Origin of the sequence: Coleofasciculus sp. (genome assembly GCF_046565525.1) — a bacterium.
Lineage (GTDB): Bacteria > Cyanobacteriota > Cyanobacteriia > Cyanobacteriales > Coleofasciculaceae > Coleofasciculus.
Genome location: NZ_JBKHUP010000022.1, coordinates 66,196 through 80,507 on the forward strand (window position 1 = coordinate 66,196; position 14,312 = coordinate 80,507).

Genomic DNA, 14,312 nt, shown 5'->3' on the forward strand with positions numbered 1-14,312 from the left:
TGTTAAACCGAGCCTGAACCAGCAATAGGAAAGATCGAAGGGACTCGGGTTTTAATCCAACCTGGAGACAAAGGAAAGTATTGTTTGATGCTATGAAGCGATACATAATGTTAATCGCGGCAGGGCATTCCCAGACTAAAAACGGACGTGGAGAGAGTTTAAGACCTCATTAGAGGCTGTTTTTGTCGTAGCGTCATTGATGCCACCGTTAGATGGGGTTACGTAAGCCGACGCTCGCTAATAGTCGCCCTTCCCCTAGTCAAGCGTCAAGTTAGATAAAGTAGCCGAGCGTATTGCATATATTAATAAAATTTTATATAAATAAGTAACGGGGTTAAACTAGAGCATCCAAAGAACATCCGTACTACTACTAGTGGAGCAAGGGTAAACTCTAAGGCTATACCCCTATCAATCCAGTAACGCTGGGTAAAAATGTGAGCAGGATTCAATCAACCTGAACTCTGTATGGATTTTCTCCAGGGAGTTGACAGGTAACTGTTCACGGCTCGGTGCTTACGGATACAAGTGCTTATAACAGAGCGCAACTCTACTCCTCTAGTGCAGATTGTAGTAATAACCGCATGGGCAACAAGCCGACCATTGCCATTTCTCATTTAGGCTGTGAAAAAAATCGTATTGATACAGAGCATATCCTGGGTCTGCTGGTTAAAGCAGGCTACCCAGTCGATAGCAACGAAGATTTAGCCGAATATGTTATCGTGAATACCTGTAGCTTCATAGAGGCAGCGCGGAAAGAATCCGTTCGCACCCTAGTTGAGCTAGCTGAAGCCGATAAGAAAATTGTTATTGCTGGCTGCATGGCACAACATTTCCAAGAGGAATTGTTGCTGCAATTGCCGGAAGCGGTAGCTGTAGTGGGAACAGGAGATTATCAGAACATCGTCGAAGTGATAGAACGGGTGGAAGCCGGAGAACGGGTCAAAGCCGTCTCAGCCGAACCCACGTATATTGCCGATGAAACAACGCCGCGCTATCGGACAACCTCAGAAGGAGTCGCTTACCTGCGGGTAGCAGAAGGATGTAACTATCGGTGCGCCTTCTGCATTATTCCCTATCTGAGGGGAAACCAGCGATCGCGCACAATAGAATCGATTGTGGCAGAAGCTGAACAATTGGCATCCCAAGGAGTGCAGGAATTAATCCTCATTTCCCAAATCACGACCAACTATGGCGTAGATCTGTACGGAGAACCCAAGTTAGCTGAACTATTACGGGCATTGGGTAAGGTGGACATCCCTTGGATTCGGATGCACTATGCCTACCCAACAGGTTTAACTGAGCCAGTAATTGCCGCAATTCAGGAGACTCCTAATGTTCTGCCTTACTTGGATTTACCCCTACAGCATTCCCATCCAGAAATCCTGCGTGCCATGAACCGTCCTTGGCAGGGGCGAGTGAATGATCAAATTATTGATCGCATTAAAGCCGCCCTGCCGAATGCGGTACTGAGGACAACCTTTATCGTAGGGTTTCCTGGTGAGACACAGCAGCAATTTAACCATTTGCTGCAATTTGTCCAGCATCATGAGTTTGACCATGTTGGTGTGTTTACTTTTTCTCCGGAAGAGGGTACACCAGCTTATAACTTGCCCAATCCAGTCCCCAAAGCCGTCATGGAGGAGCGTCGGCAGACGCTGATGGCAGCTCAACAGCCGATTGCGTTGAAACGAAACCAAGGTGAAGTGGGCAAGATCGTTGACGTTCTGATTGAGCAAGAGAACCCCTCAACCGGGGAACGGATCGGTCGCTCCGCTCGATTTGCCCCTGAGGTCGATGGATTAGTCTACGTCCAAGGCGAAGCCCCCTTGGGGACCATCGTGGAAGTAGAAATCACCGATGCTGGCATCTATGACCTCTATGGTTCTGTAGTCCCTAGTCCACTGTCAGTTGTCCTTTGACTTGAGTCGATTAAGGGTGAGGGAAAATGGCAATTGCTAAATCCCTAACCTAGACTCCTGATAACTGACCACTGATCTTAACCATCAATAAAAACTCACAACAAACGCTTGCATTATGACCCTTTCATTCAATACTCTGGGCTTATCTGAAGAACGCATCCATCAACTTGAAACATTAGGTTTTGATACACCAACAGAGATTCAATCTCAAGCCATTCCGGAACTGTTGGCAGGGCGAGATGTGGTCGCTCAATCTCAAACGGGTACCGGAAAAACCGCTGCCTTTTCCCTGCCTATCTTAGAACAAATAGATCCCCATGTCCGAGGTGTACAAGCCCTGATTCTTGCGCCGACGCGGGAATTAGCGCAACAAGTCGCCGATGCCATTCGGGATTTCACGGGTACTCGTCGTGTCGGTATCCTCACCGTCTATGGGGGGCAATCCATTGATCGCCAAATTCGCATGTTGCAACGCGGTGTACAAATGGTTGTAGGTACGCCAGGACGAGTGATCGATTTGTTAGATCGGGGAGATCTCAAATTAGATCAAGTCAAATGGGTGGTATTAGATGAAGCCGATGAAATGTTGAGCATGGGCTTTATCGATGATGTGAAGAAAATCCTCAAGCAAGCCCCCAGTGAACGCCAAACTGCCTGTTTTTCGGCAACAATGCCTGGGGCAATTCGGGATTTAATCAATAATTTCCTCAAATCTCCGGTGACGGTAACGGTTGATCAACCTAAAGCTACCCCAGCACGGATTGAGCAGCGGGTTTATATGATCCCCCGTGGCTGCTCAAAAGCTAAAGCCCTACAGCCGATTCTGGCACTTGAAGACCCAGAAGCGGCATTAATTTTTGTGCGGACGCGGCGATCAGCAGCAGAACTGACCAGTCAGTTACAAGCTGCCGGTCATAGTGTTGATGAGTATCATGGCGACCTCAGCCAAAGCCAACGAGAGCGCTTATTGTACCGATTCCGCCAGAGTCAGGTGCGCTGGGTGGTGGCAACGGATATCGCCGCACGGGGTCTGGATGTGGATCATCTTACCCATGTGATTAATTACGATCTACCCGATCAGGTGGAAAGTTATATTCACCGGATTGGTCGTACCGGTCGTGCGGGTAAAACAGGAATAGCGATTTCCTTGATTCAACCCTTTGAACGGCGCAAACTGCACCAAATTGAACGAAAAGTCCGGCAGAACTTACAAGTGTCTCGGATTCCCACGCGATCGCAAATCGAAGCGCGGCGCTTGGAAAAACTGCAAGATCAGTTACGAGAGGCACTCGCCGGAGAACGTATGGCATCATTCCTGCCCATCGTGCGGGAGTTAAGCGAAGAATACGACCCCCACGCGATCGCCGCCGCCGCGTTGCAAATGGTCTATGACCACACGCAACCGGAGTTAGCTGCTGTCGAGGTTGAGTACAAGGTCGAACGTCCGAAAGTGATAAAGCGTGGTAATAAGAAATCCAAAGAATCGGTAACTCAAAACCGTTCTCGGTAATTGATTAAGTTCATCCCACGCCTCTTGGTCATGGGATGAACGCTTTTTTCGGGTCATTTGTCATGACCGGAAATAATGGGTTCAGGCTCCTCGTCCTTCAACATGATCAGGAACACCTTCCAGGACGACTTTTTCTATGTTATAATTTTGAGGTCGAGTTGTTCCACGTCAAATGCTGGTCTTTGAGTTCAAGGCTAAAGGAAGAAAGACAACTCAATACTCAGCCATCGATGAAGCGATTCAAACCGCTCAATTTGTCCGCAACAAATGCATCCGTTACTGGATGGATAACCGAGACGTTGGACAAAAAGACTTGTATCGCTACAACACGGCGCTAAGAGCTGAGTTTTCCTTTGTCAAAGACTTAAATAGCCATGCTTGCCAAATGGCTGTAGACAGAGCGTATTCGTCAATTGCCAGATTCTACAGTAACTGCAAAAAATCTGTTCCCGGAAAAAAGGGTTATCCAAAGTTTAAGAAAAACTGCCGTTCAGTTGAATACAAAACTAGCGGCTGGAAGCTTTCTGAGACTCGAAAACAAATAACCTTCACGGACAAAAAGGGAATCGGCAAGCTTAAGCTCAAAGGAACGTGGGACTTAAATTTCTATCAACTTGATCAAATAAAACGGGTGAGGTTAGTCCGTCGTGCAGATGGCTACTATGTTCAATTTTTGGTTAACGCTGAGAATAAGGTAGAAAGTCAGCCGACAGGAAAAGCCATTGGTTTAGATGTAGGAATCAAAGAGTTCTATACCGATTCTTTAGGTCACAAAGAGCCAAATCCCCAATTTTATCGAGAAGGCGAGAAACGTCTAAGCTTGCTTCAAAGACGAATTTCGCGCACAGAGAAAGGCTCTACCAACCGAAAGAAAGCCATTAATCGATTAGGGCGATTTCACCTCAAAATAAGTAGGCAGCGTGAAGAACACGCCAAGAGAGTGGCGCGTTGCGTAATCCAATCTAATGATTTGGTCGCTTATGAAGATTTGAGGATTAAAAATTTAGTTAGAAATCATTGTTTAGCCAAATCGATCAATGATGCAGGTTGGTATCAGTTCAGAAAATGGCTGGAGTATTTTGGGGTTAAGTTTGGTAAGATAACCATCGCTGTTAATCCTGCCTATACTTCCGAGCAATGCTCCAACTGCGGTACGGTAGTTAAAAAATCCTTATCTACCAGAACTCATATCTGTCGATGTGGATGTATTTTGGATCGGAATTGGAATGCTGCCATCAATATTCTGAAAATAGCCTTAAGTACGGCGGGTCACGTCGGAACTTGGATTTTAAATCCGAACGCTTCTGGAGACTCGACCTCTACTTTGATTGGAGAAATCCTGTCAAAGCAAGCCGGGTCTATGAAAGAAGAATCTCCGTCCTTATAGGGCTGAGAGTGTCAACAAAATTCAGTAAGAAATCACCCATGACTCTGTCTGCTACCAACACCCCTCAAACGAAAGAGACTTTTGCCCAGTCTTGTCAATGGTCAGGTCTAATTGAAACCTATCGGTCTTATTTACCCGTCACCGCATCAACTCCAGTGGTGACTCTTTTAGAGGGAAATACTCCTCTGATCCCCACTCCTGCCCTTTCTGAAGCGGTGGGTAAGGGAGTCAAGGTATTTGCCAAATATGATGGTCTTAACCCGACAGGTAGCTTTAAAGATCGAGGCATGACCATGGCGATTTCTAAGGCAAAGGAAGCTGGGGCGAAAGCAGTGATTTGTGCCAGTACAGGGAATACCTCTGCCTCAGCGGCGGCTTACGCCAGTCGGGGGGATATGCAAGCTTTTGTGTTAATTCCGGATGGGTATGTAGCCCTGGGTAAGTTGGCGCAGGCATTGGTTTATGGGGCGCAGGTATTGGCAATTGAGGGCAATTTTGACGACTGTTTGCAGATTGTGCAGGAGTTAGCAGCAAATTATCCAGTAACGTTGGTTAACTCGGTGAATCCCTATCGGTTGGAAGGTCAAAAAACTGGCGCTTTTGAAATTGTCGATAATTTAGGGAATGCCCCGGATTGGCTGTGTATTCCGGTGGGAAATGCGGGGAATATTACGGCGTACTGGATGGGCTTTTGCCAGTATCATCAACATGGGTTGTGCGATCGCTTACCTCGGATGATGGGATTCCAGGCGGCAGGGGCGTCGCCGTTGATCCTGGGTGAACCTGTGGCGCATCCGGAAACAATCGCTACCGCGATTCGGATTGGGAATCCGGCAAGTTGGGAGAAAGCTGTCGCGGTAAAACATGCCAGTCAGGGAGAATTTCATAGCGTTACCGATGACGAAATTCTCGAAGCCTATCGCCTCTTGGCATCACAAGAAGGAATATTTTGCGAACCCGCTAGCGCCGCATCGGTGGCGGGGTTATTAAAAGTGAAAGATCAAGTTCCGACGGGAGCAACCGTGGTTTGTGTGTTGACAGGGAATGGGTTAAAAGATCCGGATACAGCTATTCAACACTGCAACAACCAGTTACAGCGAGGAATTAAGCCAACCACAACCGCCGTCGCTGAGGTGATGGGATTCAGTTCTTCAGGTTGGTGAAGTACAGTTTATCCAATTAAGTAAGATCCCTGACTTCTTGAAGAAGTCGGGGATCTTGGCGATACTGTTTGGTTAAGAGAAGCTTGAATCTAGAGGATTTTACTCGGTATTGGGTGCGGTGGAATCCATTGAGATTGAACCGCAGGTGGGGGTGGTTTGGGGGGTGAATGATAGGCGTCGGATGGTGAGGGAAGCGATAGGAGATTAGTTGGTTTGTCAATTGGGGATGTAGCTGAGATGGGAAAAGTTTCCGGTTACTCAGATGATGATTTCTGTGATTTTTTCGAGGGAGGAGAAGATTGAGAACCCAGTACCACGTCTCCAGGGCGAGGGGATGGAAAATCGCGGTGGCGTGTCCCTAAGACTACATTTCCTATGGGATTTCCCGATAAATCTAGCTTTTGCAGGTCAGTTAGTTGAATAATACTTTCCGTTATATCTCTTATCTTATTGTTCCGCAAATCCAGCTTTTGCAAGTTAGTGAGTTGGGTAATACTTTCCGGTATCTCTCTTATCTGATTATTCGATAAATACAGCGATTCCAAATTAGTAAGTTGGGCAATATATGCCGGAATCTTTCTTATCTGATTGTTCGATAAATACAGCAGTTCAAGCTTCGTCAGGTTGCCAATGCTTTCCGGTATCTCTCTTATCCGATTTCTCCTTAAATCCAGCGATTTCAGGTTAGTAAGTTGGGCAATACTGTTTGGTATCTCTGTTATCTGATTATTCGATAAAGATAGCCATTGTAGGTTGGTGAGTTGGGTAATACTTTCCGGTATCTCTGTTATCGGATTATTCGCTAAAGATAACCATTCTAGGTGAGTGAGTTGGGTAATCCATTCCGGTATCTCTGTTATCGGATTGTTTGATAAGTACAGAAATTTTAGGTGAGTGAGTTGGGTAATCCATTCCGGTATCTCTGTTATCTGATTGTTCGATAGATACAGCTCTTCCAGATTATTGAGTTGGACAACAATTTCCGGTATTTCTGTAATGCCTTTATTTGATAAATCTAGTTCTCTTATCTGATTATTCGATAAATTCAGCCTTTCTCGGCTAGTGAGTTGGATAATACATCCCGGTATTTCTCTTATTGGATTATTTGATAAATCCAGCCATTGCAGGTTAGTGAGTTGGGTAATAGTTTTTGGTATCTCTCTTATCTGATTATTCGATAAATCCAGCCATTGCAGGTTAGTGAGTTGGGTAATAGTTTCTGGTATCTCTCTTATCTGATTATTCGATAAATCCAGCCATTGCAGGTTAGTGAGTTGGGCAATAGTTTCTGGTATCTCTCTTATCTGATTATTCGATAAATACAGCTCTTCCAGATTAGTGATTCGGGCAATATTTTCCGGTATCTCTCTTATCTGATTATTCGATAAATACAGCGTTTGCAGGTTAATGAGTTGGGTAATAGTTTCTGGTATCTCTCTTATCTGATTACTCGACAAATACAGCAATTTAATGTTAGTAAGTTGGACAATATTTTCTGGGATATCTCTTATCTGATTTCTCCTTAAATCCAGGCGTCGCAGGTTGGTTATTTGAAGAATTTTGTCAGGAATTTCTGTGATACCTTTATTCGATAAATCTAATTCTGTTATCTGATTATTCGCTAAATTCAGCCTTCCTCGGCTAGTGAGGTGAACCATGCATTCCGGTATCTCGCTTATCTGATTATTCGATAAATCCAGCCATTGCAGGTTAGGGAGTTGGCTAATATGTTCCGGTATCTCTGTTATCTGATTATTTGATACATCCAGTTCTTCCAGATTAGTGAGTTGGGCAATATATTCCGGTATCTCTCTTATGTGGTTATTCGATAAATCCAGCCATTGCAGGTTAGTGAGGTGGGCAATATATTCCGGTATCTCTCTTATGTGATTATTCGATATATCCAGCCATTGCAGGTTAGGGAGGTGGGCAATATATTCCGGTATCTCTCTTATGTGATTGTTCGATATATCCAGCCATTGCAGGTTAGTGAGGTGGGCAATATATTCTGGTATCTCTGTTATCTGATTATTTGATAAATACAGTGTTTTCAGGTTAGTGAGTTGGCGGATATACAGCGGTATCTCTCTTATCTGATTATTTGATAAATACAGCGTTTGCAGGTTAGTGAGTTGGCGAATATACGGCGGTATCTCTCTTATCTGATTATTTGATACATCCAGATATTCCAGGTTAGGGAGTTGGCGAATATACGGCGGTATCTCTCTTATCTGATTATTTGATACATCCAGCCATTGCAGGTTAGGAAATTTAGCAATATTCTCCAGTATCTCTGTTATCTGATTTTTAGATAAATCTAGATATCTCAGGGTAGTTAATCTGGTAATTTCGTCGCGAATTTTTGTAATACCTTTCTCTGATAAATCTAGTTGCCATACTCCCTCTTGGGTAGCTTGAGCAATGATTTTGACTAATTCAGCACGAGTGATTCTGATTTTTGTATCACTCGATACCTTTTTTGGTTCAGTCACTTGTTTATTAGTCATTCTGCTATAACCTCAGTCTTACCCGTGAAACCACGGTTTTATATCTGCCTAAAATTAGATAATACTCCCTAGAGCCTCTCTTTTGCTAGAGTGTTAAATAAACCTCTTAACGCTCTTTATGGTCATTTAGAACAGGTTTATAATATGTAGCAAACATCTAGGTATTTCCAGAAAAGTCAAGGGACTAAATCCCCGACTCCTGGCAAAATATAGTGGGGACGATAGGCAAAATGGATTAAATCCTCTTGGCGGGTGACTCCAGACAAAACCAACACCGTCTCGATTTCTGACTCAATCCCGGCAATAATATCTGTATCCATGCGATCGCCAATGATGGCTGTATCCTCGCGACGACAGCCCAACTGCTTCAGAGCATGGCGCATCATTAAGGGATTCGGCTTCCCGACAAAATAGGCTTTCGCCCCCGTCGCTAGTTCCAACGGTGCAATTAACGCCCCTGTCGCGGGGACAATTCCTTTCTCACTCGGTCCTGTTAAGTCAGGATTTGTGCCAATTAGTTTTGCTCCTTTAATCATCAACTGCGCCGCATGTTCTAACTTCTCAAAGCTATAACTGCGGGTCTCACCCACTACCACATAATCTGGGTTGGTATCATTCATCGAAAAACCAGCATTATACAGCGCATTTGTCAACCCCGCTTCCCCAATCACAAAGGCACTTCCTCCGGGACATTGTTGAGCCAAAAATGCAGCCGTCGCCAAGGCGCTAGTGTAGAAATGTTCTTCGGGGACTTCGACGCCTAACCGTTTTAGCTTCTCTCGTAACTCCCGAGGCGATCGCTCGCTACTATTGGTGAGGAACAGAAATAGCTTTCCCGACGCCTTCAACCAGTCCAAAAATGCCTCCACTCCTGGCAGTAAGCGGTTGCCGTGGTAAATCACGCCATCCATATCACAGATAAATGCTTGTTTGCCGCGTAGCTCATTCATGAAAACAAGGGACTTAAAAGCCTTGACGTCAGAATCACCAATGATGATACCAGTCTGGGTCGAGAAAATATATTGATCTGCCCCATCGCGACTCCTCAATCACCATTTTCCCACCGCAGTGCTGCTTGATACTCTCAGATAAAAGAAAATTCGCTATCTTGGACTAGATGTTCACCAGACCAGCAACGGTTGAGGTTTTTTGCCATGAGGGGATTCTGTACAAGGTTTGCCAAAATTGGTTAACGCTTACTACCCTGGACTTACCGCTGATCAAGCTTTTTTGATGCAAACGACTCTCTAAGACGAGTGCCACAACTGCACCACTCAATCAGACTTGCACCAAATCCTAACTCAGCTTGATCCTAATTCAGTAACGGCAAATCCGCAGTTGTGGTGTCAGGGTGCTGTCAGAATGTTTGGGGAGTAAACCTGTCTTTGATGATCAAATAGCCTTCGTTAAAGCCATCCACAATAATACACACTTGAGATCGACCTATGGAAACTCGCAAACGGATTGGTCTACTCACCAGTGGCGGTGACTGTCCCGGATTAAACGCGGTCATTCGCGCTGCCGTTAGACATGCTACTCTGAGTTATGATTGGGAAGTTTTAGGTATTCCCTACGCCACCCAAGGTTTATTGGAAGGCAAATCAGTCTCACTGAATGTTCACGGTCTTGACAATCGGGGCATCGACCCACTCCTGAGTACTGGTGGTACTATCCTCGGTTCAATTAACAAAGGGGATACTGAGGCTCAAGCCGATCAGATTATCGCTGGTTATCAGAAATTAGGTCTAGACGCCCTGATTGTCATTGGTGGCGACGGGAGTCTGGCGATTATGAACCAGCTTGCTCGTCAAGGGGGTATGAATATCGTGGGAGTCCCCAAGACGATTGATAATGATGTGGCTTTCACGAATCTAGCCGTTGGTTTCGATACGGCGGTTAATACCATTGTTGATGCCTTATCTCGTCTCTCTTACACGGCGGCTAGTCACGATCGCGTCATGGTAGTTGAGGTGATGGGGCGCGAAGCCGGACATTTAGCCCTGAATGCAGGCATTGCTGGCGGTGCTGATTTGATCCTGATTCCGGAAATTCCCTATTCAATTAGCGGAGTTTGTCAACATATTACCGAACTTCGCGATCGCTGGAATCGCCGCTTTGCGATCGTTGTTGTGGCTGAGGGGGCGAAAACCCTTGAGGGTCAAGAACGATACTACACAGACGCCCTAGGTGAGATCCGATTACGGGGTATCGGAGATTATGTGGCTGACCAGATTTCTCACTGTAGCGGGAACACGATTGAAGCACGAGTAACCGTTTTAGGTCACGTTCAACGGGGTGGTGCGCCCTCTGCTTTAGATCGCTTACTTGCCACCTCCTTTGGCAAAACGGCTGTAGACTTAATTGCCAAAGATGACTATCAAAAAATGGTCGCTTGGCAAAATGGAATAGTCGTCAGCATTCCCATTGATGAGGTGACTAGCAAAAGTCCTATTTTAGTTGATCGCCATCACCCCCTAGTGGAAACAGCTAGAGCCCTCGACACCTACATTGGAGAGTTTTAGCTCATTTGGCAAGAAGCCTCACGTCCTACCCGATAGGGAGGCGTGAGATGAATTGCCAGTCTCTCGAAACTTGTTTTGATTTTTTCTGACAACAAGTTCGGTATAAGGTATGATTCACTAAGGAGGACAAATTCTTTTAATTCTCATTTACAAAGCTGCGAATGCTGGTAAGTTGATGGTGAAAGTCAAACCTCATATCATATCGTCAAAGTTTCTCTTGCGATAAGCAAGAAGTGGGGCTGGGCGTATTCCCCACTATAAAACGCCGGAAGCGCCGTTCTACAACGGCGACAAAGGAAGCCTACAACCGTACCCGTAGAGTCGGTGTAGGAGGACGTCACGTAGATATAACTTGAATGCGATCGCCAGCCTAGAGTGCATCGTTCAATTTAGACAGGTTGCGTAGGGGTACGGCACTGCCGTGCCCCTAAAGGTGGTGTGACTCTTGAATTGGCTGATGAGATGAGTTTTCATGATGTTGCTCGCCAATATATTCAAGATAAAGAATTACGGCGAAAGGGGGGGTATCAAGGAATAGTGAGTCGTCAAGAGTTGAAGCCGGAGATTTCTGCTGCTGTTTTTGCGGCTACGCCGCCTCAGCTACTTAAACCGATTGTGATTTCTAAGGGAGTACACTTGATTTTTGTAGAAGAGATAATTGAGCCGGAATTGGATAACAAGCTACGCTCTAAAATTTTCTTAGATTTATTTTCTGGATGGACTCAGCAACAAATTCAGGAAATTAAAGTTGTTCATGATCTTCAATCAAAGAGTCAATTAGCTTAGGTTCTCATCTTGTAGCCAAAATCCCAATTCTCAAATTCCCCATGGAATAGCCCTCTGATCGTGATCAGAGGGCTTTGTGTTACTGACCTATTAAATGATGTAAATCAGGTCAGATTTTTTGGCATCATTGCGAGGTATTTAGCGGAGAATCACGACTAGCAATCTTGCCGATGCAAATAGGCTAGAGTTAGAAGATTAACTCCTATCATGTATTACCTTAAGCAAATGCCAGACCCGACGGGGGTGGGGGTGGTGGGCAGCAGCAGCAGCAGCAGCCACCCATCACCAAAGCCATATCTTGCTCATTTAGCTCAGCGATAATGCTTTTGGAATTCTGGGTTTGAACGAGGTCTAAAATTTTAATTTTAGCCATTTTGAAATGTACTCCTAGAGTAAGGTTGTTGGGCTGAAATGAAACTTTTTATTTGTTTCATTCCATTAATATATTATGCTGACTTTATCTGTATTGCAACTAATTTTACATGATAATTTGGACATAATTATAGCAGTTTATTCTTTCTGATTTCACGCTTAAGTTTATGCATAGCTATACCTGATAAAAATCAACAAAAGTAGGGACACGACATATCGCGTCCCTAAAACTGGTTGTTCAACGGTAAATTGGGGAAATTCCTAAATTTTGGTTTGAAGAAGAATCAGTGGGAGCATGTCAGGGACAGCACAAAGCGTTCCTGTAGGTTGGGTAGAGCGACAGCGAAACCCAACAGGCTAACGATGGTGTTGGGTTTCGTTCCAAGGGCCCAACCTACAAAGGTGATATGCTCCCGAATCAGTCCTGTCTTATCAGGCTCAACAGTATCCTTCGCTTCCTCACCTAAAAAGCATTTTATTGGTTAAGAAAATATCATAAAATCTTCCCAAAATTTAGAAGGGCAAATAAATTCTTTTTTTCTTTCTGTACATTAGTTATTTATCTTTGCCTTTATTTTTCTTCTGTTTATTCCACACTTCTTTACTTACATACCCAACACCCAGCAACACCAACCCCCAACCTGGTGAAGATTCGGGGACAGATGCGGCTACACCGTCGTAAATACCTGCCGCTAAGATTGGACCATTATCCCCAGGCTGTTCTGGTGTTAAATCGGGATTACTAATAAATTGAAATACAAAACGATTACCACTTGGGATTGAACCCTCTGTAATATCGAGTTGTGGGAATTGAAGATTGTTTGGGTTTAAAGTAATACTGGAGAATATATCAGATTGACCAATCTGACCATCTCCATTGGCGTCGCCCCATACCACATCATCCCCATTAAATTGCTCGGTTAGCAAGATAAGGTTAAATTCTGTTATTGTGAATCCCGTGTCATTTAAAAAGTTTTGTTCACCAGAAGTGTCAGGGAAATTCCACAGTAATGGCGTATTTGGTGGAAGCATCGGTGGAAGCCCAATTCCATCCGGAAAGTTGGGGTTTGGTCTTGTAATTATAGGTTCGACAAAAATGGTAGCAGCAGTAACTGGAACTGATGAGAGAAAACTCATTACTGCTGTTCCTAAAGTAAAAAATGCTAATTTCTTCATCATTTTAGTCCTTCTTAATCCCTTCTATAAAAAATAGGGGTCTTCCGTACTTATTGTGCTAAATTGTTAGTTTGATTAGTCCGAACATTGAACAGTAAGAGCTTTAGCCATTTCTTCCCATATTTAAAGTCCACCTGCGCGGACTGGATTATCAAGGGGGTAGTCAACCCGGATTGGGTATAAGGACAATATAGTTCACTCAAACGTTAAATCTCAAGCCTAAGCGAGAAGGTTTTGAGAAAAAAATGAAGCAATTATGTCTCGTTTATTACGGGAAGCAGAGCCTCCCAAAGTGCATTCCCTTCTCAGACTTGGGAACGAGAGCCTGGTAAGGAGGCTACGAGGCTAGGCTTAAAGCCACAAAGGATATCTCGCCTCTGCTATACAGCCGCCAGTCACGATCGCGTCATGGTAGTTGAGGTGATGGGGCGCGAAGCCGGACATTTAGCCCTGAATGCAGGCATTGCTGGCGGTGCTGATTTGATCCTGATTCCGGAAATTCCCTATTCAATTAGCGGAGTTTGTCAACATATTACCGAACTTCGCGATCGCTGGAATCGCCGCTTTGCGATAGTTGTTGTGGCTAAGGATTTAGTCAACTGCCCCACCCACTTTTGGGATGGGGCTTGTAACTAGGCGAGATTACTCTCGCCCGAAACATAGGGCGCATTGACTGACGCCTGCTCCTCGGTCCCACGTTGGGTAGAAGAGAGAATGTAATCGTCTCGGACATTAAGAGCAGCATTAAGGTCAGCGTGAGTCTGATAGCCACAGTTTTTACAACAGAAGCGAGACTTGTGACGATTTGTCCGCCTGATGTGTTTGCAGACATTGCACTTTTGAGAGGTATAGCGAGGGTCTTGATGGACTACTCGCTTGCCCAAGGCTTCTGCTTTGTAGGTTAAAAACTGCTCTTGCTGATAGAATGCCCAACTCCCCAGCCACTTATTCATTTTCTTGCCCCGTCGCT

General features: G+C 44.9%; 10 protein-coding genes and 2 pseudogenes. 7 read left to right on the forward strand and 5 right to left on the reverse strand.

Annotated features, from left to right (window positions below; genetic code table 11):
- Positions 1–581: 581 nt before the first annotated feature.
- The 4 genes from rimO (at position 582) to thrC (ending at position 5,979) form a co-directional block, all read left to right on the forward strand.
- Complete coding sequence (gene rimO, locus ACLGGO_RS10405; RefSeq protein ID WP_446338438.1) at positions 582–1,919, forward strand: 30S ribosomal protein S12 methylthiotransferase RimO; 1,338 nt, start codon at positions 582–584, stop codon at positions 1,917–1,919.
- Positions 1,920–2,034: 115 nt separating this feature from the next.
- A complete protein-coding gene (locus ACLGGO_RS10410) occupies positions 2,035–3,429 on the forward strand; it encodes a DEAD/DEAH box helicase (protein WP_446338390.1) in 1,395 nt (464 codons plus the stop codon).
- A gap of 172 nt (positions 3,430–3,601) precedes the next feature.
- Positions 3,602–4,816 (forward strand): RNA-guided endonuclease InsQ/TnpB family protein, encoded by a 1,215-nt coding sequence (locus tag ACLGGO_RS10415; RefSeq protein ID WP_446338389.1) that lies wholly within the window; start codon positions 3,602–3,604, stop codon positions 4,814–4,816.
- A 38-nt stretch (positions 4,817–4,854) separates the two neighbouring features.
- A complete protein-coding gene (gene thrC / locus ACLGGO_RS10420) occupies positions 4,855–5,979 on the forward strand; it encodes a threonine synthase (RefSeq protein WP_446338388.1) in 1,125 nt (374 codons plus the stop codon).
- Between the two features lie 254 nt (positions 5,980–6,233).
- Here the strand turns inward: thrC and ACLGGO_RS10425 are convergent, their stop codons facing one another.
- Both ACLGGO_RS10425 and ACLGGO_RS10430 read right to left on the reverse strand, forming a co-directional pair.
- The gene (locus ACLGGO_RS10425) at positions 6,234–8,486 is read right to left on the reverse strand and encodes a leucine-rich repeat domain-containing protein (RefSeq protein ID WP_446419252.1); all 2,253 of its coding nucleotides are present in this window, start codon (positions 8,484–8,486) and stop codon (positions 6,234–6,236) included.
- Between the two features lie 176 nt (positions 8,487–8,662).
- Positions 8,663–9,436 (reverse strand): HAD-IIA family hydrolase, encoded by a 774-nt coding sequence (locus ACLGGO_RS10430; RefSeq protein WP_446419253.1) that lies wholly within the window; start codon positions 9,434–9,436, stop codon positions 8,663–8,665.
- Between the two features lie 495 nt (positions 9,437–9,931).
- On the opposite strand from ACLGGO_RS10430, the gene ACLGGO_RS10435 reads away from it, so the two are divergent.
- A complete protein-coding gene (locus tag ACLGGO_RS10435; RefSeq protein WP_446419254.1) occupies positions 9,932–11,008 on the forward strand; it encodes an ATP-dependent 6-phosphofructokinase in 1,077 nt (358 codons plus the stop codon).
- Between the two features lie 459 nt (positions 11,009–11,467).
- Positions 11,468–11,794: pseudogene (locus ACLGGO_RS10440) on the forward strand (peptidylprolyl isomerase); the annotation flags it as partial.
- A 217-nt stretch (positions 11,795–12,011) separates the two neighbouring features.
- On the opposite strand, the gene ACLGGO_RS10445 reads toward ACLGGO_RS10440, so the two are convergent.
- Together ACLGGO_RS10445 and ACLGGO_RS10450 are read right to left on the reverse strand one after the other, a co-directional pair.
- Positions 12,012–12,167, reverse strand: coding sequence for a hypothetical protein (locus ACLGGO_RS10445; protein ID WP_446419255.1), 156 nt, complete (start codon positions 12,165–12,167; stop codon positions 12,012–12,014).
- A gap of 554 nt (positions 12,168–12,721) precedes the next feature.
- The gene (locus ACLGGO_RS10450; protein WP_446419256.1) at positions 12,722–13,345 is read right to left on the reverse strand and encodes a hypothetical protein; all 624 of its coding nucleotides are present in this window, start codon (positions 13,343–13,345) and stop codon (positions 12,722–12,724) included.
- 363 nt (positions 13,346–13,708) lie between these two features.
- Here ACLGGO_RS10450 and ACLGGO_RS10455 point away from each other — a divergent pair.
- Positions 13,709–13,945: pseudogene (locus ACLGGO_RS10455) on the forward strand (6-phosphofructokinase); the annotation flags it as partial.
- A 29-nt stretch (positions 13,946–13,974) separates the two neighbouring features.
- Here ACLGGO_RS10455 and ACLGGO_RS10460 read toward each other — a convergent pair.
- Positions 13,975–14,312: zinc ribbon domain-containing protein (locus ACLGGO_RS10460; RefSeq protein ID WP_446419257.1), on the reverse strand; the 338-nt coding region annotated here is incomplete at its 5' end.